Raw genomic sequence first — 25,703 nt, forward strand, 5'->3', positions numbered from 1 at the left:
GACGCCCATAAAAACTCCAATATCGCCCTGTAAGCCCACCGCCCCTGCAACAGCTTGGCTGAAACCTTTAATCAGCCCAAGCAGACGGATCACGTTCGCCTAGGTATAGTGCCGCCCCTCTCGCGTCTGCGGCCGTCGGTAACGAGGCCCTGAACACAGCGCGAAACCGCATGAATAACAACCCGCAAAAGGATTGGGGTCGAACTGTCGCGCACTGCCTGGTGCCAAGCGACGGCATCGAACCGTCCTGCGTTTGCCATTAGAAAAATCAGCGAGGAACACTCCATGCTCGAAGTCATCAACGACTTCCTCTCAGGGAAAGTACTGATCGTGCTCATTGTCGGGCTCGGCGGTTATTTCACGATCCGCTCGCGTTTCGTACAACTGCGTCACTTTTTCCACATGTTCTCGGTGTTTAAAGACAGCCTGAAGAACAGCTCCGACCAACTCAGCTCGTTCCAGGCGCTGATGCTCAGCCTGGCCGGCCGCGTGGGTGCCGGCAACATTGCCGGTGTCGGCATTGCGGTGACCCTGGGTGGCCCGGGGGCCGTGTTCTGGATGTGGGTCACCGCATTGGTGGGCATGTCTTCGAGCTTTATCGAATGTTCCCTCGGCCAGCTGTACAAGCGCACCGACGCAGAAGGCACCTACCGTGGCGGCCCGGCGTATTACATCCAGCACGGCCTGCAGAAGCGCTGGTTGGGCATGGTCATGGCGTTCCTGCTGCTGGTGACCTTCGGCTTCGCCTTCAACGGCCTGCAAGCCCACGCCGTGACCCACTCGCTGAACAACGCCTTCGGCCTCGACACCACCTACACCGGCCTGGCCCTGGCGGCCTTGTTGGGCCTGGTGTTCATCGGCGGGATCAAGCGCATCGCCTCGATCGCCGACCTGCTGGTGCCGGTCAAGACCCTGGTCTACATCGCCGTGACCCTGTACGTGATCGTGCTGCAGTTCGACCACGTACCGGCCATGCTGATGACCATCGTCAAGAGCGCCTTCGGTCTGGACCAAGCCTTCGGTGGCCTGGTCGGTAGCGCGATCATCATGGGTGTGAAGCGCGGCGTGTTCGCCAACGAAGCCGGTCTGGGCAGTGCGCCGAACGTGGCAGCCGTGGCCTCTGTAGAGCACCCGATTGCCCAGGGCGTGGTCCAGGCATTCAGTGTGTTCCTCGATACCTTCGTGATCTGCACCTGCACCGCCTTGCTGATCCTGCTCTCCGGTTTCTACACCCCGGGCTTTGAAGGCGACGGCATTGCCCTGACCCAGAACTCCCTGGCTGCCGTGGTCGGTGACTGGGGCCGCATGTTCATCTCCGTGGCCCTGGCGTTGTTCGTGTTCACCTCGATCATGTACAACTACTACCTCGGCGAGAGCAACCTGCGCTTTTTGGTGGGCAACAACCGCAAGGTACTGATGGGCTATCGCGCCCTGGTGCTGGTGCTGATCTTCTGGGGCTCCATCGAGAACCTGAGCACCGTGTTCGCGTTTGCCGACATCACCATGACCATGCTCGCCTTCGTCAACCTGTTCGCCCTGGCGTTCCTGTTCAAGATCGCCATGCGTATCCTGAACGACTACGACAACCAGCGCGCGGCAGGCATCAAGACCCCGGTGTTCGACTCCAGCCAGTTCCCTGACCTGGACCTGGACCGCAGCGCCTGGCCGGCCAACCCGGTAAAACCCGAGGCCGCTCCATCGGCTGAACTGAACGCCCAAGCCCAGCGCTGAGCGTAGAGAGATGACACGCCGTACGACCTTGGGCATGCTCGGGGCCGTGCGGCGTTTTTCGTTCAGGAGATTTTTCGATGCAACCAGCTAACAACGTCATGGTGCTCTATACCGGCGGCACCATCGGCATGCAGGCCAGTGCCAACGGCCTGGCCCCCGCTTCCGGCTTCGAAGCGCGCATGCGCGAACAGCTCGCCAACCAGCCTGTGCCCGCCTGGCGCTTCGAGGAAATGGCCCCGCTGATCGACAGCGCCAATATGACCCCCGCCTACTGGCAGCGCCTGCGCACCGCGGTGATCGATGCCGTGGACCAGGGCTGCGACGGCGTGCTGGTCCTGCATGGCACCGACACTCTGGCCTACAGTGCAGCAGCCATGGCTTTCCAACTGCTGGGCCTGCCGGTGCCGGTGGTGTTCACGGGTTCGATGCTGCCCGCCGGCGTACCCGACAGTGATGCCTGGGAAAACGTCAGCGGCGCGCTGCAAGCGCTGGGCGCGGGCGTGGTGCCGGGCGTGCACCTGCACTTTCACGGCGCGATGATGGCGCCGACCGCCTGCGCGAAGGTGCGCAGCTTTGGCCGCAACCCGTTCGCGGCGTTGAATCGCCAGGGCGGCGTGGCCCGTGCCGCGACCATTCCTCAAGCCCTAGACTATCGCCAGCCGAAGGCCTTGGCCAACGTCGGCGTACTGCCGCTGGTGCCGGGTATCGGCGCGGCACAGTTGGACGCCCTGATTGGCAGCGGCATTCAAGCCCTGATCCTGGAGTGCTTCGGCAGCGGCACCGGGCCCAGCGACAACCCCGAGTTCCTGGCCAGCCTCCAGCGTGCACAGGAGCGAGGCGTGGTCGTGGTCGCAGTCACGCAGTGCCATGAAGGTGGCGTGGAACTGGACGTCTACGAAGCCGGCAGCCGCCTGCGTGGGGTAGGCGTGCTGTCGGGTGGCGGCATGACCCGAGAAGCGGCATTCGGCAAGCTCAACGCGCTGCTCGGCGCAGGGCTGGACAACGCGCAGGTCCGTGGCCTGGTGGAAACCAACCTGTGCGGCGAACTGGGCTGAGCCCACCCCTTACATAATCACCCCCCTCCTGGCTGAGCGATTCCTAGCATGGCAACACCCGAGGCAAGCCCTCGGGTCGTTTCCATTCTCAGGCACGCCAGGAGTACGCAATGACCTCTACGCTCCCCCCCCGCCCCAACCTCAACCACACCTTGATCGCTCAATTGTCTGCCGGCCCGGCTTTTCGCGAAGTGGCTGCCGTGCTGCTGCGCCAGCAGTTGCAAGAGCGTTATCCGACGCTGGATATCGACCCCGAAACCACGATGGTCGGCACCCCCGTGTGGGAAATCGTTGAAGACCAGGTGGTCGCCGGCGCCCCGCACTATCAACCGCTGACCGAAGTACTGGCCAAGCAGGCCGTACTCGCCGTGCCGACGATCTACCTCGAAGGCGAACACTTCCTCACCCGTCAGCCCATCGCCAAACCCGCCGTCCATTTGCCGGTACGTATCGACGAAATCGCCGGGATCATCAACGTGCTGGCTCCGGCGATGATTCGCGGCTATCAGGACCAGCAAGTCGCCTACTGGAATGCCTCCAATGGCAGTAGCGACCCGCACTGGCAGCAGCTGTCGCGCACCCTGCGCGAGTTCTGGAATGTCGACCAGGTCCGCGGCTGGACAGAACAGGACTGCCTCATGGCCCGCCAACTGTTCCGCGCCCCGGACCTGAAGACGTTGCGCGCAGACGATGCCTACGCCACCCGCGCCTACCTGATCGACGTCGAAGAGATCGATGCCCAAGGCAAGGCCCGCCACCTCAACGAGCATCTGGTCACGGTATTGATCGGCCGCCAGCAGGGCCACGAGGTGATTCTCACCCACTCGCTGCTGCAGGGTTACGACAAATACAGCAGCCTGGACCAACTGGGCCACGCACTGCCCACCCTCGTCGACACGTCGATTGCCCACGGCAACCTGCAATGGCGGCTGGTGGAACCCGAGGGAAATTATTTTGATTACCTGGCGTGCGCATTGATCGCGGTGCAGATCCAAGCCATCGGCGAGATCGACTTTTCCGATCTCAGAGGCAGCGAAACCCAGCAGGCTGTGCTCGCAGTGCCACCGACGGCGTCGATGGCAGGCAAGCACGCTGACTGGCAGTGGTACGAGCAAGCACTGCCAGACTGGTTGAGCCAGGCCTCCACGTCCGACCTGAACGCCTGCTCACGCCATCTCAAAGACCTGGCCGCCGTGCACCGACTCAATGAGGGCAAGACCTACCTGGACGAGATAGAGCCCATCCAGGCCTACGCCCTGAGCCAGCTCAAGGCCCAGATGCTCAAGGACCACCCCGACGCCAGCCAGCTCATGCCGGAAAAGATCGAACTGGTGATCAAGAGCCTCGTGATCTGGGGCACGTTCGTCGTACCTGGCCAGATCGACACGACAACCTTCAACCTCGTCGACCTGGCCTTGGCAAACCTGATCGCCGTGCCCTTCGGTGACAAGACCCTGCGCTCTGCCAATGACCGCGACCTGCCGGCCTGGCTGACCGTCAGTTATGTCGAAAGCCTGGTCAGCCGCATCAATATCGGCGCCCGCTACCCGGCACTCATCCAGAGCAAACTGTTGCAGGACCCGCGCGAGTCGGCGCGGCGGCAGACGCTGTATACCCAGCACTTGCAGGTGCAACTGCCGCTACTGGCCCTGCAATACAAGATTCGCCGGCAATACGGTATCAACGAGCTCGGCTACCGCTACGTGGCCGCGCTGATGCAAGCCGATGCGGCTGACCGCCTGGTGGATGGCCAGCGTATTGTCATTCGGCCGCTGGCCTTTGTGCCTCAGCGTCGTACGGACGCTACCCGGGATGAAGTGGCCAACATGTATGTGATCGGCCCTCAAGAACCGGATGCCGGTCCATGCCTGCTGTACCGTCCCTTGCTCGACCCGCCGCTGGTGCAATACCCGTCACCGACGAACGTGCTGTATGCCATCCAGCAGTCTTCGCGGCTTCGCGAGTCGGTGCTCGCCTGGCTGCCTGACGACGTACGCGAGGACTACGCCCGCTACGTGTTCCCCAGCGCGCTGCCGTCACCTTGGGCCGCGGCCGATTTCCTCGTGGACCCGACCAAACTGTGGACCCTGAGCGGGCCAATGAGCTTGAGCAACCAAACACTGAACGGCGAGCTCTTTGCCACGCTGTTCAAGGCCAACGCGAACGCCCTGGTGTCACTGGCCGATCGCCAATCGGTATCAAATGCCGAATCTCGCTGGGAGACCTTCAAGCGGGCCGGCTGGCTGATCTTCAATGCCACATTGCCGTTCCTGGGCCGCACCGTTGGCGCAGCCGCGTGGGTCTGGCAGATCATGGACCAGCTTCAAGACGTGGTCGACGCCGAGTCGCACCCCGAGCGCCAATCGCCGTGGGTCGCGCTCAGTGACCTGCTGCTCAACCTCGGCATGGCCATCGCATTGCATGGTGTCGCCCGGACGGCTCCCCGGCCGCGGGCCCCAGAAGCCTCCAAGCCGCCGTCCCCCGCGCACCGACCTTCCAAGCCCAAGCCCCTCGAGATCAAGAAGCTACCGGACATCCGCGCCGATGAGCTGCCCACCACTCGCGCCCAGCCACTGAATACCAGCGGCGCAATCAGCCGTGGCCCCACCGAACTGGGCACGCTGCTGGACTCTTTCAAAGTCACCAAGCCCGAGCGCCTGGAAGGCCCCGTCAGCGCCCCGGGCGACTATCAACACCTTTACACCAGCGCGGGGAAATTCTACGTCCCGGTCGGCACGCGCTGGTTCGAGGTGGAATTGGATGAGAACGACACCGTGCAAATTATCGATCCGACCAACCCAGAACGCACAGGCCCACCGCTGATTCACAACCGACAAGGCCAATGGTTCATCGACCTGCGCCTGCGCCTGCGCGGCGGCGGGCCCAAAATAGCGATCCGCAAGGCCAAGACCCTGGCGCAAAAGCGCGCAGAGGAGCTACGCAAGGAGCTCAGCGATTTCGAAGGCGACAAGAAAAATGCCCAGAGTGCCCTGCAACAGGCCCAGGCGGCGATGGCGGCTGGGCCATCGACCTCCGTCGAAGCGCGTCGCGAGACCTACCTGCGCACCCTGGAGTCCCAGCGCGACGATTACGAAACAGCCTTGCAAAAACTCAAGGAGCTGAACGTACACGCCCCGACGCCGGACTATTCGCAAAAGGCGCTCAATTACATCAAGGCCCAGACCGAGTTCGCCAGCGCGGACATCCGCGAGGCCCTGCCCCAATTCACCCCGAAACTGCGCACCGTGCTCGATCAGATCGAACGCCAGGCCTCGATGCCACTGGAGCGCAACATCAAGGATGCACGCGAACTGAGCATCCTGAACCAGCAGATGATCCAGCGGCTGGACTACATGCAAGGGCGCTTCCAAGAGCTGCGCAAACTGCAGCGCGACGGCATGCGGCTGATCACCACCATCAAGGCCACATTGCCGGCCTACAGTAGCGAAGACCTCACCGCGCTGCAGGTCACGCTAAGCCGTAACCTGTGCCTGGAAGAAGCAAGCCAGGCCAGTGCACCTGAAGCCTGGAAAGACATCGACTCCATAGTCGACAACGCCGACATCGCAATCCAGTGCTTGCGCGACACCCTGAGCGAGCTCAGCGAAAGCCGCCTGGATGAACGCATCGACACGCTGAGCAGCCTGATTGAACAGTTCCGCTTGTTGGACGAACGCTTGGGTGATCTGCACACGCAGTATCCACAGCACGTCATCACCGAGCCGTTTCAACACCTGCGGCGCATCCTGGGGGATTTCAATAACCGCGCCATCAGCAACCTGGCGCTGCTGAGTGCAGAAAGGGACACCTTCCGCAGCCGCCCAAGCCCACCGCCAACGCCACCGCGCCCGCAGAAAAAATTCATCCGTACTCGCTACAACGGCCAGTTGATTGGTGAGCCGCGCTTGACCCCATTGGGCCTGGAAACCGGCTTGGTAGACATCCACTCACCACTCACCCGCAACGTGGTTGCCACCTATCATGAAAAAACCCCGGGAGTCTGGGTCGAACGGATCAAGACGCCACCTCGCACCCCAAGCCCGGTGGAGCCGGTGGACCTGCAAACCAGCCTTCTCGCCGGGCAGGCCTTGCTCGATAAATTGCCTGGGTTTGTCCAGCACGCTGCGACCTTGGCCGATCAGACCGAACGCAACCCCATCGGCATCGAGTACTTGTTCCATCGCCAGGCCCGACGCCTGGAACAGGCGATCGGCGCAATCGAAACCGCGCTCATCCAAAGCAATACCAGCGAAGGTGAAAAGCTGCCGGCCAGCTGGGTCAAAAAGGCTCTTACCGTGGCCGTGGAGGACCTGTACCGCCGTAGCAACGAACATGTGCTCAAGATGATCAAACAACACCCCCCGACGATACCGAACCTGGAGTGGCTCAAACTCCACAACGCGATCACCATCAAAAAAACCATCAGCCGACGCCGCCTGAAAAGCCCGACGCCCGACTTCCTGGACGAGTACACCATCACTGACCGCAGCAACCACCAGGCCTTGTGGTACGCGCATTTTCACTACAGCACGAACTGGACGCCGGCCCGCACTTACCTCTCGGCACGCTTGAAAACCGTAGAAGAACACCGCCTGGGGGCTGCCGCCGATACCACCAAGGGGTTGAGCGATTCACAAAAGATCGCGTTCTTTCGCAGTGAGATCAGCCTCGAACAGGCCCGCCGCCTGTTTTTCGAGTGACGGCACATAACTTGCTCCCTCAAGGGCAGACCCCTTGGGCAGAGCGACCATGCTGCACTCACACCTGACGACTCTCAACGCCGTCTCCCTGCTGCTGGCCACCTTCGAGGGCCAGGCTACCGAGGCCCTGTTGGCCGGCAGCGGCATCTGCGTCGCAGACCTGAGCCACGCCGACACCTGCATCACCACCCACCAGGAGATGCAGGTGTGCGCCAATGCCGTGGCCCTGCGCCGGGACATTGGCCTGGATGTGGGCCAGCGCATGCATGTGTCGTCCTACGGGTTGCTCGGCTACGCGCTGCTCACCAGTGCCACTTTCGGTGACGCTTTACGCCTGGCACTGCGCTACCCGGCGCTGCTGGGAACACTCTTCGAGTTGAGCCTTGAAGAAGACGAAGAGCGCATCTGGTTCACCGCCAGCGATTACCGGGAAGCCCCGGCGCTGGCACAGTTCAATATCGAGTTCTGCCTGGTATCGCTGAAAGTGATCTGCGATGACTTGCTCGGCAAGCCGCTGCCCTTGCTGGGCGCGCGATTTGCCTACCCGGCGCCGGACTACCAGGCGCGCTATGCCGCACGCTTCGATTGCCCGCTGCAGTTTGCGGCGCCCTCCAATGCGTTCGCGTTCGACAAACACTGGCTGCAACAACCGTTGCCCCTGGCCGATGCCGTCACCCACCGAGCCATGGCCGAGCGCTGCCGCAAACAGAACACCGAGTTCACCGGGCGCCAGGCCTGGCTCAACCGCGTGCGCCAGCTGCTCGCCGTGCAGTTGCACGCAGCCCCCGGGCTCGACTGCCTGGCGGAGCAGATGAACTGCTCGCCACGCACCCTGCGCCGCCACTTGCACGGGCTGGGCAGCAGCTACCAGGAATTGCTCGACGAACTGCGCTTCGAGCAGGCCAAGCAATGGCTGGTGCAGGATCGGGTGCCGATCCACCGCATTGCCGAACAATTGGGATTCAGCGAAACCGCGAGTTTCCGCCACGCCTTTGTGCGCTGGAGTGGGGTGGCGCCCAGTCAGTTTCGGCCCTGATGCTCCATCAAGGGGCGAATAGCGGTCAGATTCTTTGGCCATATCTATCCCCTTTTGGCCGCTCCTGCCGTTCTCTTGCAACGCCTGCGACGCAACACTGGTGGGCACTACAAGACGCCTGGAGAACAACAAAATGCTGACGATCTATTCGGACGATCACCATCTGCACCACGGCCGCTGCGAGTTGATGGACGGGCAACTGATGCCCTGTTTCGAAATGCCCTCCCGCGCCGACCACGTGCTGCAACGGGTCAAGGACCGCGAGCTGGGCCCGGTACTGGCGCCGCATGACTTTGGCCTGGCGCCCCTGCAACGCATACACAGCCGCGACTACCTGGATTTTTTCAAAGGTGCCTGGGCACGCTGGAGCGAATCTGGCCAGGACGGCGACCTGCTGCCCTACACCTGGCCCGCCCGCACCCTGCGCCGGGTGTTGCCCACCAGCCTGCATGGGCAACTGGGGTATTACAGCTTCGACGGCGGCGCCCCCATCACCGTCGGCACCTGGCAAGCGGCCTATAGCGCGGCCCAGGTCGCGTTGACCGCGCAACAGGCGATCCAGCAAGGCGCCCACAGCGCCTTCGCCCTTTGCCGACCACCGGGGCACCACGCCGCCAGTGACTTGATGGGGGGTTATTGCTACCTGAACAATGCCGCGATTGCCGCCCAGGCATTTCTCGACCAGGGCCGGCAGAAGGTCGCGATCCTGGATGTGGATTACCACCACGGCAACGGTACCCAGTCGATTTTCTATGAGCGCAGCGATGTGCTCTTCACCTCGATCCATGGCCACCCCGAGGCGGAGTTTCCGTTTTTCCTGGGGTATGCCGATGAGCGGGGAGAGGGTGCCGGTGAAGGCTTCAACTTCAATTACCCGTTGCCGGCCGGCTCGGGCTGGGACACCTGGAGCGCGGCACTGGACGCGGCCTGCGATGAGATCGAGGGCTACAGCGCCGACATCATCGTGGTGTCTCTGGGCGTCGACACGTTCAAGCACGACCCCATCTCCCAATTCAAGCTCGACAGCCCGGACTACCTGGCCATGGGCCGCCGCATCGCACGCCTGGGCAAGCCCACGCTGTTCGTGATGGAAGGTGGCTACGCAGTGGCAGAAATCGGCATCAACGCCGTCAACGTCCTCGAAGGTTTCGAACAACAAGGAGCTACCCGATGAAGATGCTCACCTCCCTGGCCCTGTGCATCGCCGTGTTGAGCGGCACGGTGCATGGCGAAGAAAAAACCCTCAAGGTCTACAACTGGTTCGACTACATCACCCCCAAGGCGCTGGAAGACTTCAAGGCGCAGAACACCGGCGTCAAGCTGGTGTATGACATCTTCGACACCAACGAAGCCCTGGAGGCCAAGCTGCTCACCGGCAACTCCGGCTATGACGTGGTGGTGCCGTCCAACGTGTTCCTGGCCAAGCAGATCGAGGCCGGCGTGTTCCAGCCCCTGGACCGCAGCCAACTGCCCAACTGGAACCACCTGGACCCCAAACTGATGAAGTTGATCGAGGCCAACGACCCCGGCAACAAGTTCGCCGTGCCCTACATGTACGGCACCATCCTGATCGGCTTCAACCCGGCCAAGGTCAAGGCCGCGCTGGGGGATAACGCGCCGGTGGACAGCTGGGACCTGATCTTCAAGCAAGAGAACATCAGCAAGCTCAAGCAGTGCGGCGTGGCCCTGCTGGACTCGCCGTCGGAGATCCTGCCCCTGGCCCTGCAACACCTGGGCCTGGACCCCAACAGCAACAACCCCAAGGACTATGAAAAAGCCGAGGCGCTGTTGCTGAAGATCCGCCCCTACATCACCTACTTCCATTCCTCCAAGTACATGGCCGACATCGCCAACGGCGACATCTGCGTGGCCGTGGGTTACTCGGGCAGCTTCTCCCAAGCCGCCAACCGTGCCAAGGACGCCAAGAACGGCGTGACCGTGGACATGCGCCTGCCTAAAGAAGGCGCGCCGATCTGGTTCGACATGCTCGCCATCCCCAAAGGCGCTCAGAACCCGCAGGACGCCTACACCTTCATCAACTACTTGTTGCAGCCCCAAGTCATTGCGCCCATCAGTTATTTTGTCGGCTACCCCAACCCCAACAAGGACGCCACCCTGCAAGTCGACCCAGCGATCCGCAACAACCCCAACCTGTACCCCACCGATGCGGCCATGGCCACGCTCTATACCTTGAAGCCACTGGACAGCAAAGCCGAGCGGGCAAGGACGCGGGCCTGGACCAGGATCAAGTCCGGTACCTGATCTCAACGCCCGCTCCCGCCGGGGAGCGGGCCCCGGTACTTATCTACCGACTGCGCAGCACCCTCAGCGATTACTTTGCGGCTCCACAGCCCGAACAGGCTGGTGACCGACAAGGAACTGAAAGTGCCCAACGACGCCTCCAACCACAGCAATAACAACCGCCCCTCAACCGCCTATGGCCTGCTGACCCAGTTGACCACTGGTCCGACCACCCGAGAGGTCGCCAGCACCCTGTTGAAGACGGCGCTCAGCGAGCAATACCCGACGCTCAACCTCAACCCAGACCTGGCGATGCTCGTAACGCCACGCTGGCGAGTCGACAAGGAGGTGATCGAGCCGCTTGAACCGCTGGTCGAATCCCTCACCAGCATCCTGGCCCGCCAGGCGCTCGGACGTGAACCGGTGACCTACCTGGAGGGCGAGCACTTCCTGACCCTACAGCCCGACGCCACACCCTCCATACACCTGCCCGTAAAGATCGACACCATTGGCCGCCTGATCAACGAGCTCGCGTTACTGTTGTACAGCGCGTTCCAGGAGCAACAACTGGATTACTGGAACGCGTCCTACAACAGCGCCGGCCTTCGCTGGCAAGTGTTTTCCAGTGCCTTGCGCAAAATCTGGAACGTGACCCACGTGCAAGGCTGGGATGAAGATGACTGCGCCATGGCCCGCACGCTGTACCACGCCCCCGACCTGGCCATGCGGGCGGACAAAGACCCCTATCAGAGCCACGCCTACCTGATGGATGTAGACGTGCAAAGGCCAACCCACCAGGAACACGTCGGCCTGCTGGATACGGCCATATTGGTGGGCACCCATAAGCAGCGCACGATCATCCTCACCTACTCGCTGATCGCCGGATACGAGCGCTTCGACTCCATGGAGCAACTGTCGGACAACCTGCTCTACAAGCTGAGCAACGTGCACCCGGGTGCCGAGGTGAAGTGGCGGCTGTACGAGCCGCGCGGCAACTTCTTCGACAGCCAGGCGTGCGCCCTGATCGCCCTGCAAATCGACGCCATCGGCGCGCTGGGCAAGGACGCAGCCGACAACCGGGCCGAACTGGCTCGACGTCGCCCGACTGTCGCCCGGATCATGCCCAGTATCGAAGACCTGAGCGACCATCGGTTGTCGAACATCCGGGAGATCCACCAACGCTTGCCTGCCTGGATGATCGCTGCCTCGGACCTGGAGATGGCCGCCTACGGCCGCCTCATGATCGACCTGGCCCAATTACATACCCATTATCGCGGGCGCTCCTTCAACGACGACATTGCACCGATCCGCGATTACGCTCGTGAGCAACTGCAGGGCCGGATCAAGACGCACCCTCAGGGCGCGAAGCTGAATGTGGAAAAGATCCAGATCGTGATTCAGAGCCCAGTGATCTGGGGCACCTTCGTCGTCCCCGGAGGCAAGGACATCACTCGTCGCGGCCTGATAGACCTGGCCCTGGAAAACCTCACAGGCCTACCGACCGGCGTGTCGAGCGTGGTCTACAACGATAACGACGCTCCCGACTGGCTGACGTTCGACTACTTGAAAGGCGTGATCGAAAGCCTGGATATCGGTGCAAGCTACCCAGCCCTGATCCGCCAGAAACTGCTGGATGACCCCCTGGAGTCCAAGCGCCGCCAGACGCTGTACACCTCGCACCTGCGCCTGCAGCTCCCCTTGTTGGCGCTGCAAATGAAAATGCAGCATCGCAACGGGCTGGATGAGCGCGGTTTTTTGTATGTCGCTGCGGCAGTGCAGGCCGAAGCGTATGAGCGCCACGTCGACGGGCAACCCGCCGTGATCCGTCCCCTCGCCTTCTCCCCCGCCCTGCGACCCGGCCACCGCCAGGACGTAGTCGCCAATATGTTCGTCATCGGCCCCCGGGACCACACCGTGGGTCCCTGCGTGCTCTATCGACCTTTGCTGCAGCCGATGCTGATGCAGTTCCCCTCCCGGCAAAACCTGCTCTATGCCATCAAGCATGATCGTGCCTTGCGTGAGTCCGTGCTGGCCTGGCTCCCCGAAGCGGACCGTTTCAATTATGGCCAGTACGTGTTCCCCGATACCCTGCCATCGCCATGGACCGCCGTGCGCGCACTGGTCGAACCGGTGACCCTGGTGTACATGAGCGGGCCGATTGACCTCGGTGACGAAGCCCTGCTCGGCGATCCATTGGCTACATTGTTCACCAGCAATGCCAACGCGCTGATCGAACTGGCGACCCGGCAATCGGTGTCCAACGTGCAAAAGCGCTGGGACACCCTTCGCCACGCCGGCTGGCAGATTTTCAATGGGGCCCTGCCATTCCTCGGGCGCACTGCCGGTATCGCCGTGTGGATCTGGCAGATCATGGACGACCTCCAGGAAGCCGAGGTGCTGGTCGACACCCCCGAAGCCCCTGCACCCTGGGCAGCACTGGTGGATATGTTCCTCAACCTGGGCATGGCGCTGGCACTGCATGTCGCGTTGCGTCATCCCACCCGCGAAGTCATTGTCGAGTCCCTTGAGCCGCTGGCAGAGCCCGAGCTCGACCTGAGTGAGGTGACCAAGGAAACACCGATTGCGCCGATCAAGGAGATTTCAATCACCCGCCAACCCGACGTTGCGGATCGCGAACTACCGCCCGCGCATCAAGGACCGTTGCATGTCAGTGGTGCCCTCAAGCGTGCGCCGAGCAGCCTGGGTGAGTTATTGGACACCTTCGCCGTTGCCAAACCCGAGGGGCTGGGTGACCCCATCAAGACGGCCAACGAGTACCAGCATCTGCGTTTCCAGGCCGATAAATGGTACGTAGCCGTTGGGCAGCGCTGGTTCGAGGTCATAGTGGATGAAAATGACAGTGTGTTGATCGTCGACCCGAAAAACCCCTCCCGCACTGGCCCATTGCTCATCCACAACATGGCCGGGCAGTGGTTCGTCGATACTCGCCTGCGCCTGCGCGGCGGCGGGTTCAGGAACCGTCGGCGCGCCGCCCAGGAGCAGAAGCCCTCGCGCATCCAGGCGTTGCGCCGCGAACTCACTGCCTTCAACGCCGACGAAAAGCGGGCCCAGGCGCAACTGTCCTCCGCACTGTCATCGATAGGCACCGAGCCGGGCCCCTCCACGGAGCTGCGCCGCGAAGCGTTCATTACCCAGGTGGATCAACGCCTGGAAGCCTATGACGTACCGATCCGCCAGCTCAGGGCCCTGAGCGTCATCGATAGCGTGCCCAATTACCAGAGCGTGATGGTGGACTACCTGAACAAGCAACTGGTGCTGACACGTACGGCGGTAGAGGAGCGACTTGGCCCGTTTCGCGACCTGCTGACCACAACCGTGGACACACTGGAGTCCGAACCACCCGCCGACCCGCAAACCCAGGCCGGCCATGCACAAACCATGTCGGACATGAATGTGGAGATGATGCGCCGCATGGAATACGTCGAATCGCGCTTTCGCGAGCTCGACGGCCTGGGGGCGGCAGGAGCCCGCGTGATTCAGGAGACGATGCGCGTCTTGCCGAACATCCGCGTGACTGACCTCAAGGCGTTGCAGATCACCATTGCGCGCTATCTGTGCAGCGCCACCACCGAGGGCGGGGGGCAAGACACCGCTCGTGGCCGGCTTCACGACATCGTCGACGCCGTGGACCTCAGCGTACAGAGCTTCATCGAGGTGCTCGACAAGATCAACGGCAGCCCGCTGGACCAGCGCATTGAAGTCTTGAACAGCCTGGTCGAGCAGTTCACGCTCGGCGACCAGCGCCTGCTCGATCTGCATGCCGACTACCCGCAGCACCTGCTGCGCGAGCCACTGGAAACCCTGCGCCAGCATATCGACGACTTCCATCAGCGGGCCATCCAAGACCTGGTAAAACTGCTGCGCGAAAGAAGGTCCCAGGAGCCCAAGCCCGGGCCATCCAAGCCGCCAACCACGCCACAGCGCAAAATCATCAAGACCCGCTTCCAAGGTGTCGTGGTGGGCCAACCCCGCGAATCCGACAGTAGCCTGGTGGACGTCAAGGCGCCGATGACCGGGAAGATCATCGCCACCTTCCACGAGAAAACGCCAGGGGTGTGGGTTGAACGCGAAGCCCCGGTCGAGCACGCGCCAACGCCGAAAAAGGTCGACCTGGACACCAGCGTCAACGCCGGCCAGAGCCTGTTGGACGAAGAGGCTACGACGACCCGGCGCATCCTTGGGCACTCCCGCAAAGCCGGACGGCTGCCGGTGGAAATCGAAGAAATGTTCAGCCAGTACGCCACGCGCCTGGCACGCGCCGCCAGCGAAATTGAAACGGCACTGACCCAACTCAACCTGACCGGGATCGACCGCCCCCTTGCCGCCACCCTCAACAAAAACCTCACCGACGCATCAACACGGGTGTTTGAACTCGGCAAAGACACCCGCATCAGCATGATCAAGCAGCAACCCCCTACCGCTACACGCCTGGAGTGGCTGCACAACGACGGACAGGTGACCATCAAACAAGTCGGCGCCCGTCGCCGCCTCAAGGGCCCGGGCAAGGACTACCTCGACGAATACGAGATACGCGATACCCAGGACAATGCAGTGCTGTGGTACGCACACTTTCACTACCCTTCGCCCCAGGCAGCCGTTGAAGCGTTCAGCGCCGCGCACCTCAAGACCCGGGACCAACAGAAACTCGGCGGCGCCTTTGAGCGCAAGGGAGCCAGTGACCGTGAACAGATTGCGATTTATCGCAGTGAGATCAGCCCGGCATTGGCCAGGTCACTGTTTTTCCGAGGTTGAAGCCTGCCAGGCCAGCGTCAGGCGCGCCAAGGCCTGGGCGATGGCTGGCTCGGGCACGGCAGCAAACCCCAACACCAGGCCTGCGCGCTGGTCCACGGGGGTCGTGGATTGCGCCAGCCAGTAAGTGCTCAAGCCGTTGACTTCGACCTCTACGGCCCGGGCCTGCTCCAGCAATTGCTGCTCGCGCGCCAGGCTGTCCACCCGCACCGTCAGGTGCAGCCCGGCCGCGACACCCGGTAACTGACCGACACCCGCCAGGCCGCTCGGCCAACCGGCGAGCAAGGCGTTGCGTCGGCTCAAGGCCGCACGCCGCATGCGCCGGATATGCCGCTGGAAATGCCCGGCGGCCATGAATTCGGCCATCACTGCCTGGGTACTCACCTCTGAGTGACGCATATCCACCGCACGGCGGCGGGAGAAGGCATCCACCAGCCCCGGCGGCAATACCAGATAGCCCAGGCGCAACGCGGGGAACGCGACTTTGCCGAAGGTGCCGACATAAAGCACGCGGCCGCTGCGGTCCAGGGCCGCCAAGGGTGACAGGGGCGCACCGCTGTAGCGGTACTCACCGTCGTAGTCGTCTTCGATGATCCAGCCTCCCGCGCGCTCGGCCCAGGCCAGCAACTCCAGGCGTCGCGCCAGGCTCATGACCACGCCCAGCGGGTATTGGTGGGACGGCGTGACATACGCCACACGGCAGTCATCCAGGCTATTGAGTACCTGGCAGTCGATCCCCTCAGCGTCGACCTGCACGCCGTGCAAGCGCCCGCCCGCCAGCGCGAACGCATGGCCTGCGGCGCGGTAACCAGGGTTTTCCACCGCAACCCCGTCGCCGGGCTCCACCAGCAACTGTGCACAAAGGCTAATCGCCTGCTGCGCACCACTGGTGATCACAATTTGTTCAGCACTGCACTGCATACCGCGGGAGCTGAGCAGGTAAGCGGCGATCAAACCACGCAGGCGTGCATCACCCGCCGGGTCGCCGTAGCACAGTTGCTCCAGGTCCGGTTTGCGCCAGAAAGCCCCATTCAGCTTGGCCCATACGTCAAACGGAAACAGATCGAACGCCGGTACACCCACGCGAAAAGCCCGTGGCGGACCCACCGGAGGTTGCGGCAAATGGTTGTTTTCCACGCGCCCCAGCGCAGCTCTGTGGATAACTTCCGTGGAAGAATTGACCGGAAGATCCAGCCAATTTGTGGATAAGGCTGGGGATAAGCCTGTGCGTAACCCTGTGGATACTTTTGTGGATAATTTTCCCGCGCCTGGCAGTTGCGCCACATAAGTGCCATCGCCGACCCGGCTTTCGATAAACCCTTCGGCGTACAGCTGATCGTAGGCACGCACCACGCTGTTGCGCGAGATCGACAGCGCCGCCGCCAAATCACGACTGGCGGGCAAGCGTGTGCCACTGACCAGACGCCCGTCCAACACCCGCTGGCGCAGGGTTTCGTAGAGTTGGCGGGCCAGCCCCTGGCGACGATCCAGTTCGATACCGGCGGGATTGAACGACATTGGCGGCATATTGGACCTATGAAATTGGCCTTAGATGGCTCTTACAACGAACCATTAGCCTGCCTAGGATGGGCGCATTCGCCAAGGAAATTTTCCATGTACACACCCCGCGCCTTTGCCCTCGACGATTTGCCCGAACTGCATCAGTTGATCCAGCACACACGCCTGGCGCAGTTGGTGACGTTTGGCGAACAAGGCCTGCTGGCCAGCCATTTACCGCTGCTGCTCAACCCCGATGAAGGCCCGAACGGCACGCTCTACGGGCACTTGGCCAAGGCCAATCCCCAGTGGCGGGACTTGCAGAACGGCCGCCAAGCGTTGCTGATCTTTGCCGGCGCCGAGGCCTATGTCAGCCCGGCGTTTTACCCGTCCAAGGCCGAGCACGGCAAAGTCGTGCCCACCTGGAACTACATCGCCGTGCACGCCTACGGTACAGCCGACGTGTTCAGCGATGCCGAGCGGCTGCTTGGGGTGGTCAGTGCGCTGACTGATCGCCATGAAGCCGGTCGCACCCAGCCGTGGAAAGTCAGCGATGCCCCGGCCGACTACATTGACGGCATGCTCAAGGCCATCGTCGGCTTCGCCCTGCCCATCGAGCGCCTGATCGGCAAGCGCAAACTCAGCCAGAACCGCAGCCCGGCCGACGTCGCCGGGGTCCGCGAAGGCCTGGCTGCCAGCACCGATGTGCGCGACCAGAGCCTCGCCCGCTATATTCCCCAAGGAGTTGCAGAATGAGTTCGATCGAGATCCGCCAGGTGACCGCCGCCGACCACACCGCCTGGCTGCCGCTGTGGCAGGCGTACCTGAAGTTCTACAACACCGAACTGCCGGACGCCGTCAGCCAAAGTACCTGGCAACGCCTGATCGACCCAAGCGAGCCGACCCATTCGGCGCTGGCCTGGCAGGATGGCAAGGCGGTGGGCATGGTCAATTTCATCTACCACCGTTCCAACTGGAGCATCGAGAACGCCTGCTACCTGCAAGACCTGCTGGTGGACCCGGCCCAACGCGGCACCGGTGTCGGCCGCAAGCTGATCGAATTCGTCTACACCACCGCCAGGGCCGATGGCTGTTGCAAGGTGCACTGGCTGACTCACGAGACCAACGCCACGGCGATCCAGTTGTACGAACGCATCGCCGAACGCCCCGGTTTCATCCAATTTCGCAAAGGTCTTTAAGGAGCGCAGCATGTCCACTTCCCTCGCCGACTGGAAAGGCGCCCCCGCCCCCACCGTGCAACTGCTTGAAGGGCGCTTTATCCGCCTGGAAAAACTCAACCCGGCGCGCCATGCCGAGCAATTGTGGCAAGCCCTCGAAGGCCCCGGCGCCGATCCCAAGCTGTGGGACTACCTGCCTTACGGCCCTTTCCCGGAGCGCAGCGCGTTCAACGCCTGGCTCAACAACCACGCGACCCACAGCGACCCGTACTTTTTCAGCGTGGTCGACCGCGCGACCGGCCAGGTGCAAGGGATTCTCAGCCTGATGTCCATCGTGCCGGCCCAGGGCCGCATCGAGATCGGCCACGTCACCTTTGGCGCGCCGATGCAGCGCTCGCCAAAAAGCACCGAGGCGGTGTATTTGCTGGCCAAATATGCGTTCGAGCAGGGTTATCGTCGCTTGGAGTGGAAGTGCAACAACGGCAATGCCCGCTCCAAATATGCGGCTGAGCGCTTGGGCTTCAGCTTTGAGGGGGTGTTCCGCCAGCATATGGTGGTCAAGGGGCAGAACCGGGACACGGCGTGGTATTCGATCATTGACTCGGAATGGCCGCAGATTAGGGCGGGGTTCGAGCAGTGGTTGTCGGAAGAAAACCAGTCAGGCTCGGGCCAACTGAAGTCCCTGGCTGAATGCCGACGCCCAGGCAGCGCATAACCCCTGTAGGAGATTCTATGGTTGAGGGGCAGCATATCCGCCAGCAGTGCCGCCGCCTTCGAAGCCTCGCTAAAGCTCGACAACTCCCACAAGGGATTGGCAGTGCCTGGGCGATCTCCAGCCAAACACTGACAGCCCAGCAACCCCAATCAACTGTGGGAGCGGGCTTGCCCGCGAAAGCGGTAGTTCAGCCAACTCCTCTACCAGCAGTGCCACCGCCTTCGCAGCCTCGCTAAAGCTCGACAGCTCCCACAAGGGATTGGCAGTGCCTGGGCAATCTCCAGCCAAACACTGACAGCCCAGCAACCCCAATCAACTGTGGGAGCGGGCTTGCCCGCGAAAGCGGTAGTTCAGCCAACACCTCTACCAGCAGTACCGCCGCCTTCGCAGCCTCGCTAGGGCTCGACAGCTCCCACAAGGGATTGGCAGTGCCTGGGCAATCTCCAGCCAAACACTGACAGCCCAGCAACCCCAATCACCTGTGGGAGCGGGCTTGCCCGCGAAAGCGGTAGTTCAGCCAACACCTCTACCAGCAGTACCGCCGCCTTCGCAGCCTCGCTAGGGCTCGACAGCTCCCACAGGGGATGGGCAGTGCCTGGGCGATCTCCAGCCGAGCACTGACAGCCCAGCAACCCCAATCAACTGTGGGAGCGGGCTTGCCCGCGAAAGCGGTAGTTCAGCCAACACCTCTACCAGCAGTACCGCCGCCTTCGCAGCCTCGCTAGGGCTCGACAGCTCCCACAGGGGATTGGCAGTGTCTGGTCTATCTCCAGCCAAACACTGACAGCCCAGCAACCCCAATCAACTGTGGGAGCGGGCTTGCCCGCGAAAGCGGTAGTTCAGCCAACTCCTCTACCAGCAGTGCCACCGCCTTCGCAGCCTCGCTAAAGCTCGACAACTCCCACAGGGGATTGGCAGTGCCCGGGCGATCTCCAGCCGAACGCCTACTGCCCATCAACATCGCTCCCACACAAGCCTGCTCCCACCGGTTGACGTGTGTGGGTTCTATTACCCCAGCTTCTGCGCCAACACCGCAATATGCTCCGGCCCAATCCCGCAGCAACCACCCAGGTGGCTGGCACCGCGGGCCTGCCAATCGGTCGCCCAGTGCAAGTAACCCGGTGGATCAAGGTCTTCGCGCAGCGGGTCCAGGCCATCATTGGCCGTGGCCTCTTTCGGCTGCGGCGGAAAGGCGTTGGCGTAGGCCCCCACCTGAATCTGCACGCCCAGGCGTGCGAAAGTCTGGCGAGCGGCGTCGATGGCGTCGCCAATCACTTCCGGCTGGCTGCAGTTGAACAGCAGCACCTCAACCCCCAACTGCGCAGCGGCCTCTGCGGCTTGCGTCACCGGCTCGCCGGAGCGCAGGCGCGGCACGTCGTCGGTGTCTTCATCCTTCAAGGTAAACGACAGCCAGAACGGTTTGCCGTCCTTTGGCAGCCCGGCCTGGATGGCGCGTGCTTCGGCGATCGAGCTTTGGGTTTCCGCCAGCCACAGGTCGACAAACGGCGCGAGGCCCTGCACCAGTGGCGTCAGCAATTCAGACACGCGCTGCGGTTCGAACAGGTCGGGACGATATGAACCAAACAGCGGCGGCAGCGAGCCGGCCACACGCACAGCCTTGCCGGATGCCTCCACGGCACGTCGTGCCAATTCACCCGCCAGCGCCGCCAGGGCCTGGCCCTCGGCGGCGAAGCGCGCCTCGCCGATATGGAACGGCACCACCGCGTAGCTGTTGCTGGTGATGACGTTGGCGCCGCTCTGGATATAAGCCGCATGCACCGCCTCAACCGCTTGTGGCGCCTCGCTCAAGGCCAAGGCTGACCACTCCGGCTGCCGGAACGGCGCGCCACGGCGTTGCAGTTCACGGCCCATGCCGCCATCGAGTATTACTGTTGTTGTGGCCATATGCTTTTTACTCATAAGCTTATGAAAATAACTCACTATGAGAGTCGTTCTTATAACTATTTAATACGTTCAATTCCGCTCATAACAACTCTTTTTTACTCAGGTGTCCTCCGTGAAACTAAAACCGCTGCTGGCCTTGGGCCTGACGATTCTGGCTGCTTCCACCCAAGCCTTCGGCGGCGTCACGCTGGATCGGGTCGAGAAAAACAAAGAGCTGGTCGGCGTGCTGATGGAAAGCTACCCGCCGTTCTCGTTTCTGAACGAGCAAAACCAGCTCGATGGCTTCGACGTCGACGTCGCCAAAGCCGTGGCACAAAAGCTCGGCGTGAAGCTGCGCCTGGAAACTCCGTCCTGGGACGTGATCGCCGCCGGCCGCTGGAGCGGGCGCTACGACATCTGCATCTGCTCCATGACCCCGAGCAAGGCCCGCGCCGAAGTGTTCGACTTCCCGGTGGAGTACTACGCGTCGCCAGCGGTGATCGTGGTCAACGCCACGGATAATCGCATCCACAGCGCCAAGGACTTGAGCGGCAAGAAAGTCGGCCTCACCAGCGCCTCCAGCTACGAGAGCTACCTGAACAAGAACCTGGTGATCGAAGGGGCCGAGGATACCCAGTTGCAGTACCCGTTCGACAACGTCGAAATCGCCCCCTACGACACCGACAACGTGGCCTTCCAGGACCTCGGCCTGGGCGCCGGCAAGCGTCTGGATGCGATCCTCACCAACCTGGTCACCGCCCAGCCGCGCCTGACCGAAGACAAGCGCTTCAAGCTGGCCGGCGAGCCGCTGTATTCGGAGCCCAACTCGGTGGCCATCGAAAAAGGCGACCCGCAGTGGGACAGCAAGGTGCGTGAGGTCTTCGCCCAGTTGAAACAGGACGGCACCCTGAGCAAGCTCTCGCAAAAATGGATCGGCGCCGATATCAGCCAATGACTGCGTTCCCGACACCTCCCAAGCCACCGGTGAGTGCATCGCGGGTGCAGCGGCTGCTGGGCTTTCGCACGCGGCTGTACCTGACCTGGGCTGCGCTGCTGTGCCTGTTTGCCAGCTTCTTCCTGAGCTTTGATCTGAAGTTCTCGATCATCCTCGACAAGCTGCCCAACCTTGTCGGTGTGCACCTGGCGCCCAACGGCTTCCTGCAAGGTGCGGCGTTGACGCTGTTTTTATGCCTGTGCTCGATCGGAATTTCGTCGGTGCTGGGCTTTGTCACCGCACTGGGGCGCTTGTCGAAAAGCGCCGTGGCCTTCGGTATCGCGAGCTTCTACGCCTCGTTTTTTCGCGGCACGCCGCTGCTGATCCAGATCCTGCTGATCTACCTCGGCCTGCCCCAACTGGGCCTGGTGCCAGGCGCGATCGTCGCCGGGATCATCGCGTTGTCGCTGAACTACGGCGCTTACCTGAGCGAAATCTTCCGCGCCGGCATCCTCGGCGTCGCCCACGGCCAACGCGAAGCCGCCCTGGCCCTGGGCATGCGCGACAGTGCGATCTTCTGGCACGTGACCCTGCCCCAGGCCATGCGCACCATCATCCCGCCGGCGACCAACCAGTTCATCTCGATGCTCAAGGACTCGTCGCTGATCTCGGTGATGGGTGTATGGGAAGTGATGTTCCTGGCGCAATCCTACGGCCGTTCGAGCTACCGCTATATCGAGATGCTGACCACCGCGGCGATCATTTACTGGGTGCTGTCCCTGGGCCTGGAACTGATCCAGGCGCGGCTGGAGCGGCATTACGGCAAAGGGTATGTGCGCCGCAGTTGAAGCTCAACGCAACTCGCGGCGCAGCTTGACCACACCCATTTGCAGGCCGAACGGCCTGAACACGGCGTTCAACGACTTGAGGGTTTGATTGCCCTCACCGTGTTCGATATGCACCAGGGTGCGCACGGAGATTTTGCACATCCTGGCGAACTGGCTCTGGTGCAGCCCCGTGACTTCGGTGCGCAGGCGGCGTACGGCGTCGCCTATCTGAAGCGAGCCATCCGCCAAACCGTGCTCAATGCTTTCGATCAGCAGCGCACGGGTATCAATGCTGACAGTCATCTCAGCCCCCACTCTTGCAGCCGCAGGTCAAGTTTCCCCAACGGAATGTGAGCGTGATTCATCGTGACCGACGGTATGCCGCCAGCAACCAAAATGTCTGGCAGCGCACGCAGGTGATCGGCGTCATTGCGTAACCGTTCGAAGGCCTCCTGCGGGTCGACAATCCCGGCAAGGGCATCACACACTCCGCGCCAATCGATTTTGCCGCCGTGTTCCAGCAGGCCGGGCCAGCGTGTTGTCCGCACAATGCCTTCGGCGTCCATCACCATGGGCGCCAAATCATAGATTGGCGCAAGACGCAAAGCGGCGTGCTCGCGGATCACTGAAGTATTGCGACCGTGGTTATCCGAATTACCCAAGACCTTGTTGAGCAAATCGCGGCGTAAATACTCGGCAACGAGGTCGGCGAGCTGGTCCTTCTGGCCCACACGGGTCCATTGGTCGACTAACAGTCGGACCACGTCCATGTGCGACATTTCAGCCCCCGAAATGACTACGTTGGCCAGGGAGTAGATGGACTCGACAGCCAATCGCTCGACACCTTGCGCCGTCACCCGGCGGTCAAACCGGTGCATCCACAGGCTGGGCTTTTCGGCTTCTTCCAGCGCGAGCCCTTCGGCAGCAACCGTGTCGACCCCGAGGTACTGGAGCGCCTTGTAGTAGTGGAACTCACTTCTCAGGATGTCTTGATCGGTCTGCGTTGCCTTGTTGCGAGCAAACTTGATGAACCAATGCCGGGCAACGCTGGCGTCATCCAATATGGCATCCGGATACAGCAGTCCGGCGGCATCTTCAGCCATCAACAACTTCGGCGCCTCGCCTCCGGCGCCCGTTGCCCCACCGATTGCGGCACCTTGCTCGTAGGCATAGTCCAGGAATGCATGGTCCCGAATGACCACTTCCTGACGCGGAAAACCTATGGGGGCTCCCTCGCTCAACCTCTCAACCGACTCTTTGATGCGCAGGTTGCCTATAGGTGCTGGCGTGCTGTGCCCGAGTAAAAACAGATCGGTGTCGACATCATCCGGCTTTTTGCGCCCAATGCGCGCCATAAGAAAACGCTTCGCTGCACCGGCGGGGGCGATATCGTGCAAGAAAGCCGGTGCGGCCTTGAGCACATTGACGTCCCAATCCAGCGGGTAGCGTGCACTCACCGCGCTGGCAAAAGGCAATTGGATATCGTCGAGGTGTTCAACGAGATACTCGCTTTTGTAGGCAAACCTGCAAGCCCCCTTGAGCCCCTCTTGCGGCTCAGGAAACTCCAGACGCATAGCGTCCTGCCAGTGCCCATCGACGAAAATCTGAAGCGTGATTCGATAGGTTGTATTCATCTGCAATTTAATGCACCTGGGTGAGTGTTTTTTCGATCATATACGCAATATAGTGCATCCAAGGGCCCGTCAGCGAGCAAACTTATGCATTAAAATGCATTTCAACCCGTATATAAGCCGAAACCCACGGCGACCGAACAAGACCGACACGCTTTTAACCTCACCCCAGTAAAGACAACTCCCGCAAGACAGGGGGCGACGACCTGACATTCCTGCGCCAGCCACCCCGCTAAATTCCCGGCCTCATCCATAAGAGGTTGGGAATTCATGCCCTTTACACACCCGCAATTCGTCGCCGTCATCGCCCTCGTCATGGGTGCGCTAAGTCTTCAGTACGCCCATGCGCAGGGCCCATCGCACGGCTCGGCAGCGCCCATCGACACCTACCTCACCCGGCAAGCCGCCACCCACAATGGAATGCAGGTGGCGAAGGTATTGGAGCCGTATCTCTCGCACCTGCTGGCGTCCGGCCAACTGACCGCGGAGCAGATCAAGGCAATGGAAAAATTCGGCTACGCACTCTCGCAGCAACCGGGTGCGTTCGGCGCGGCCCTTGAACAACTGGCCGGTAGCCAGAATGCCAACCTGGCGGCTGCAACGCAGAGCACCACCCAGCAGCTCAGCAACCGCGTGCTCTCGTCCCTGCGCGAACTGCCCACCGACACCGACGGTCACTTCTGGGTCAAGAACCTCGGTAGTGAAGGCGGCCTCGATAGCCAGCGCGGCAGTGCCGGTCTGAACACGGCCAACGGGGGCGTACTCATGGGCGCAGACTGGGCAGTCGATCATGCATGGCGAGTCGGGGTGCTGGGGGCCAAGTCCAGTAGTCGCTTTGACACCCAACGCTTCACCGCCGATCTGGACAGCTGGCACCTGGGCGGCTACGCCGTGCGCCAGGACGGCCCATTGGCGCTGCGCCTGGGGGCGATCTACAGCAGCCATAACGGGCAGAACCGGCGCGGCGTCGAGATCCTCAGCTACAAGGACACACTCAAGGGCAACTACAACGCCACCAGCCAAAATGTGTTCGGTGAAGTGGGTTACCAACTGGGCACTGGCAGCCTGAGCATCGAGCCGTTTGCCGGGCTTGGTTACCAGCGCTACAGCCGTGACAGTTTCAGGGAGCAAGGCGGGCCGGCCGCGCTGAACGTCGATGCGCAAACCCAGCAAAACCTGAGCAGCACCTTTGGCCTACGCCTGACCAAGCAGATTCGGTTCGATAACCAGATGAGCCTCACACCCCACCTGAGTGCAGGCTGGAAACACCTCTACGGTGACGTTGATAGCCAAGTGCGCCAATCCTTTCGCCAGAGCGGCATTGATGCGTTCACCATTCAGGGCTCCTCCCTGGATCGCAACAGCCTCAGCCTGCAAGCCGGCCTGGACCTGGCACTGTCGAAAAACCACACCGTCGGCCTGGCCTACGTCGGCGAAAACGGCACCCATAGCAGCAACCAGGGTTTGATGGGCCAGTGGCGCATGCGTTTCTAAGCAAATTTCA

Annotated in this window: 17 protein-coding genes; 13 read left to right on the forward strand and 4 right to left on the reverse strand. The window is 62.1% G+C overall.

The genetic code is table 11. The annotated features are described in order from the left end of the window. The first annotated feature begins 285 nt into the window (after positions 1-285). The 7 genes from IB241_RS08970 to IB241_RS09000 all read left to right on the forward strand — a co-directional run bounded on the left by IB241_RS08970 (position 286) and on the right by IB241_RS09000 (position 15,536). A complete protein-coding gene (locus IB241_RS08970) occupies positions 286-1,731 on the forward strand; it encodes an alanine/glycine:cation symporter family protein (RefSeq protein ID WP_192298060.1) in 1,446 nt (481 codons plus the stop codon). 77 nt (positions 1,732-1,808) lie between these two features. Then, positions 1,809-2,786: an asparaginase gene (locus IB241_RS08975; protein ID WP_192298061.1), complete on the forward strand. Its 978-nt coding sequence runs from the start codon at positions 1,809-1,811 to the stop codon at positions 2,784-2,786. Positions 2,787-2,896: 110 nt separating this feature from the next. After that, positions 2,897-7,486 (forward strand): hypothetical protein, encoded by a 4,590-nt coding sequence (locus IB241_RS08980; protein WP_192298062.1) that lies wholly within the window; start codon positions 2,897-2,899, stop codon positions 7,484-7,486. A 49-nt stretch (positions 7,487-7,535) separates the two neighbouring features. Then, positions 7,536-8,522, forward strand: coding sequence for an AraC family transcriptional regulator (locus IB241_RS08985; RefSeq protein ID WP_192298063.1), 987 nt, complete (start codon positions 7,536-7,538; stop codon positions 8,520-8,522). 133 nt (positions 8,523-8,655) lie between these two features. Continuing rightward, positions 8,656-9,696, forward strand: coding sequence for a histone deacetylase family protein (locus IB241_RS08990; protein ID WP_192298064.1), 1,041 nt, complete (start codon positions 8,656-8,658; stop codon positions 9,694-9,696). Continuing rightward, on the forward strand, positions 9,693-10,784 hold the full coding sequence (locus tag IB241_RS08995; RefSeq protein ID WP_192298065.1) for a polyamine ABC transporter substrate-binding protein: 1,092 nt from the start codon (positions 9,693-9,695) through the stop codon (positions 10,782-10,784). The genes IB241_RS08990 and IB241_RS08995 overlap by 4 nt, the downstream gene beginning before the upstream one ends. A 102-nt stretch (positions 10,785-10,886) precedes the next feature. Further along, positions 10,887-15,536, forward strand: coding sequence for a dermonecrotic toxin domain-containing protein (locus IB241_RS09000; RefSeq protein WP_318652590.1), 4,650 nt, complete (start codon positions 10,887-10,889; stop codon positions 15,534-15,536). On the opposite strand, the gene IB241_RS09005 is transcribed toward IB241_RS09000, so the two are convergent. Next, entirely contained in the window at positions 15,516-17,060 is a 1,545-nt protein-coding gene (locus IB241_RS09005; RefSeq protein WP_192298066.1) for a PLP-dependent aminotransferase family protein, read from the reverse strand. The genes IB241_RS09000 and IB241_RS09005 overlap by 21 nt on opposite strands. An 87-nt stretch (positions 17,061-17,147) precedes the next feature. Here IB241_RS09005 and IB241_RS09010 point away from each other — a divergent pair, with 87 nt between their 5' ends. Genes IB241_RS09010 through IB241_RS09020 form a run of 3 tightly spaced genes read left to right on the forward strand, consistent with a single transcriptional unit; the run spans position 17,148 to position 18,923 of the window. Beyond that, entirely contained in the window at positions 17,148-17,786 is a 639-nt protein-coding gene (locus IB241_RS09010; protein WP_192298067.1) for an FMN-binding negative transcriptional regulator, read from the forward strand. Continuing rightward, positions 17,783-18,229, forward strand: coding sequence for a GNAT family N-acetyltransferase (locus IB241_RS09015; protein WP_192298068.1), 447 nt, complete (start codon positions 17,783-17,785; stop codon positions 18,227-18,229). Before IB241_RS09010 ends, IB241_RS09015 begins: the two co-directional genes overlap by 4 nt. 10 nt (positions 18,230-18,239) lie before the next feature. Next, positions 18,240-18,923, forward strand: coding sequence for a GNAT family N-acetyltransferase (locus tag IB241_RS09020; protein ID WP_192298069.1), 684 nt, complete (start codon positions 18,240-18,242; stop codon positions 18,921-18,923). A 1,008-nt stretch (positions 18,924-19,931) separates the two neighbouring features. Here the strand turns inward: IB241_RS09020 and IB241_RS09025 are convergent. Beyond that, complete coding sequence (locus tag IB241_RS09025) at positions 19,932-20,828, reverse strand: homocysteine S-methyltransferase family protein (protein WP_192298070.1); 897 nt, start codon at positions 20,826-20,828, stop codon at positions 19,932-19,934. A gap of 112 nt (positions 20,829-20,940) precedes the next feature. On the opposite strand from IB241_RS09025, the gene IB241_RS09030 reads away from it, so the two are divergent. Further along, on the forward strand, positions 20,941-21,762 hold the full coding sequence (locus IB241_RS09030) for an ABC transporter substrate-binding protein (protein WP_192298071.1): 822 nt from the start codon (positions 20,941-20,943) through the stop codon (positions 21,760-21,762). Further along, entirely contained in the window at positions 21,759-22,589 is an 831-nt protein-coding gene (locus IB241_RS09035; protein ID WP_192298072.1) for an amino acid ABC transporter permease, read from the forward strand. Before IB241_RS09030 ends, IB241_RS09035 begins: the two co-directional genes overlap by 4 nt. A 3-nt stretch (positions 22,590-22,592) precedes the next feature. Here the strand turns inward: IB241_RS09035 and IB241_RS09040 are convergent, their stop codons facing one another. Both IB241_RS09040 and IB241_RS09045 read right to left on the reverse strand, forming a co-directional pair. Next, entirely contained in the window at positions 22,593-22,871 is a 279-nt protein-coding gene (locus IB241_RS09040) for a helix-turn-helix domain-containing protein (RefSeq protein WP_192298073.1), read from the reverse strand. After that, a complete protein-coding gene (locus IB241_RS09045; protein WP_225595365.1) occupies positions 22,868-24,202 on the reverse strand; it encodes a HipA domain-containing protein in 1,335 nt (444 codons plus the stop codon). The genes IB241_RS09040 and IB241_RS09045 overlap by 4 nt, the downstream gene beginning before the upstream one ends. A 267-nt stretch (positions 24,203-24,469) precedes the next feature. Between IB241_RS09045 and IB241_RS09050 the strand changes: the two genes are divergently transcribed. Then, positions 24,470-25,693: an autotransporter domain-containing protein gene (locus IB241_RS09050; protein ID WP_192298074.1), complete on the forward strand. Its 1,224-nt coding sequence runs from the start codon at positions 24,470-24,472 to the stop codon at positions 25,691-25,693. The last annotated feature ends 10 nt before the right edge of the window (positions 25,694-25,703 follow it).

Source organism: Pseudomonas sp. PDM05 (assembly GCF_014851685.1).
GTDB lineage: Bacteria > Pseudomonadota > Gammaproteobacteria > Pseudomonadales > Pseudomonadaceae > Aquipseudomonas.

What these genes read in the sequence shown, in the direction of transcription:
- IB241_RS08970 (WP_192298060.1), top strand. Translation starts at nt 286, where the DNA reads ATGCTCGAAGTCATCAACGACTTCCTCTCAGGGAAAGTACTGATCGTG.
- IB241_RS08975 (WP_192298061.1), top strand. Translation starts at nt 1,809, where the DNA reads ATGCAACCAGCTAACAACGTCATGGTGCTCTATACCGGCGGCACCATC.
- IB241_RS08980 (WP_192298062.1), top strand. Translation starts at nt 2,897, where the DNA reads ATGACCTCTACGCTCCCCCCCCGCCCCAACCTCAACCACACCTTGATC.
- IB241_RS08985 (WP_192298063.1), top strand. Translation starts at nt 7,536, where the DNA reads ATGCTGCACTCACACCTGACGACTCTCAACGCCGTCTCCCTGCTGCTG.
- IB241_RS08990 (WP_192298064.1), top strand. Translation starts at nt 8,656, where the DNA reads ATGCTGACGATCTATTCGGACGATCACCATCTGCACCACGGCCGCTGC.
- IB241_RS08995 (WP_192298065.1), top strand. Translation starts at nt 9,693, where the DNA reads ATGAAGATGCTCACCTCCCTGGCCCTGTGCATCGCCGTGTTGAGCGGC.
- IB241_RS09005 (WP_192298066.1), bottom strand. Translation starts at nt 17,060, where the DNA reads ATGCCGCCAATGTCGTTCAATCCCGCCGGTATCGAACTGGATCGTCGC.
- IB241_RS09010 (WP_192298067.1), top strand. Translation starts at nt 17,148, where the DNA reads ATGTACACACCCCGCGCCTTTGCCCTCGACGATTTGCCCGAACTGCAT.
- IB241_RS09015 (WP_192298068.1), top strand. Translation starts at nt 17,783, where the DNA reads ATGAGTTCGATCGAGATCCGCCAGGTGACCGCCGCCGACCACACCGCC.
- IB241_RS09020 (WP_192298069.1), top strand. Translation starts at nt 18,240, where the DNA reads ATGTCCACTTCCCTCGCCGACTGGAAAGGCGCCCCCGCCCCCACCGTG.
- IB241_RS09025 (WP_192298070.1), bottom strand. Translation starts at nt 20,828, where the DNA reads ATGGCCACAACAACAGTAATACTCGATGGCGGCATGGGCCGTGAACTG.
- IB241_RS09035 (WP_192298072.1), top strand. Translation starts at nt 21,759, where the DNA reads ATGACTGCGTTCCCGACACCTCCCAAGCCACCGGTGAGTGCATCGCGG.
- IB241_RS09040 (WP_192298073.1), bottom strand. Translation starts at nt 22,871, where the DNA reads ATGACTGTCAGCATTGATACCCGTGCGCTGCTGATCGAAAGCATTGAG.
- IB241_RS09045 (WP_225595365.1), bottom strand. Translation starts at nt 24,202, where the DNA reads ATGAATACAACCTATCGAATCACGCTTCAGATTTTCGTCGATGGGCAC.
- IB241_RS09050 (WP_192298074.1), top strand. Translation starts at nt 24,470, where the DNA reads ATGCCCTTTACACACCCGCAATTCGTCGCCGTCATCGCCCTCGTCATG.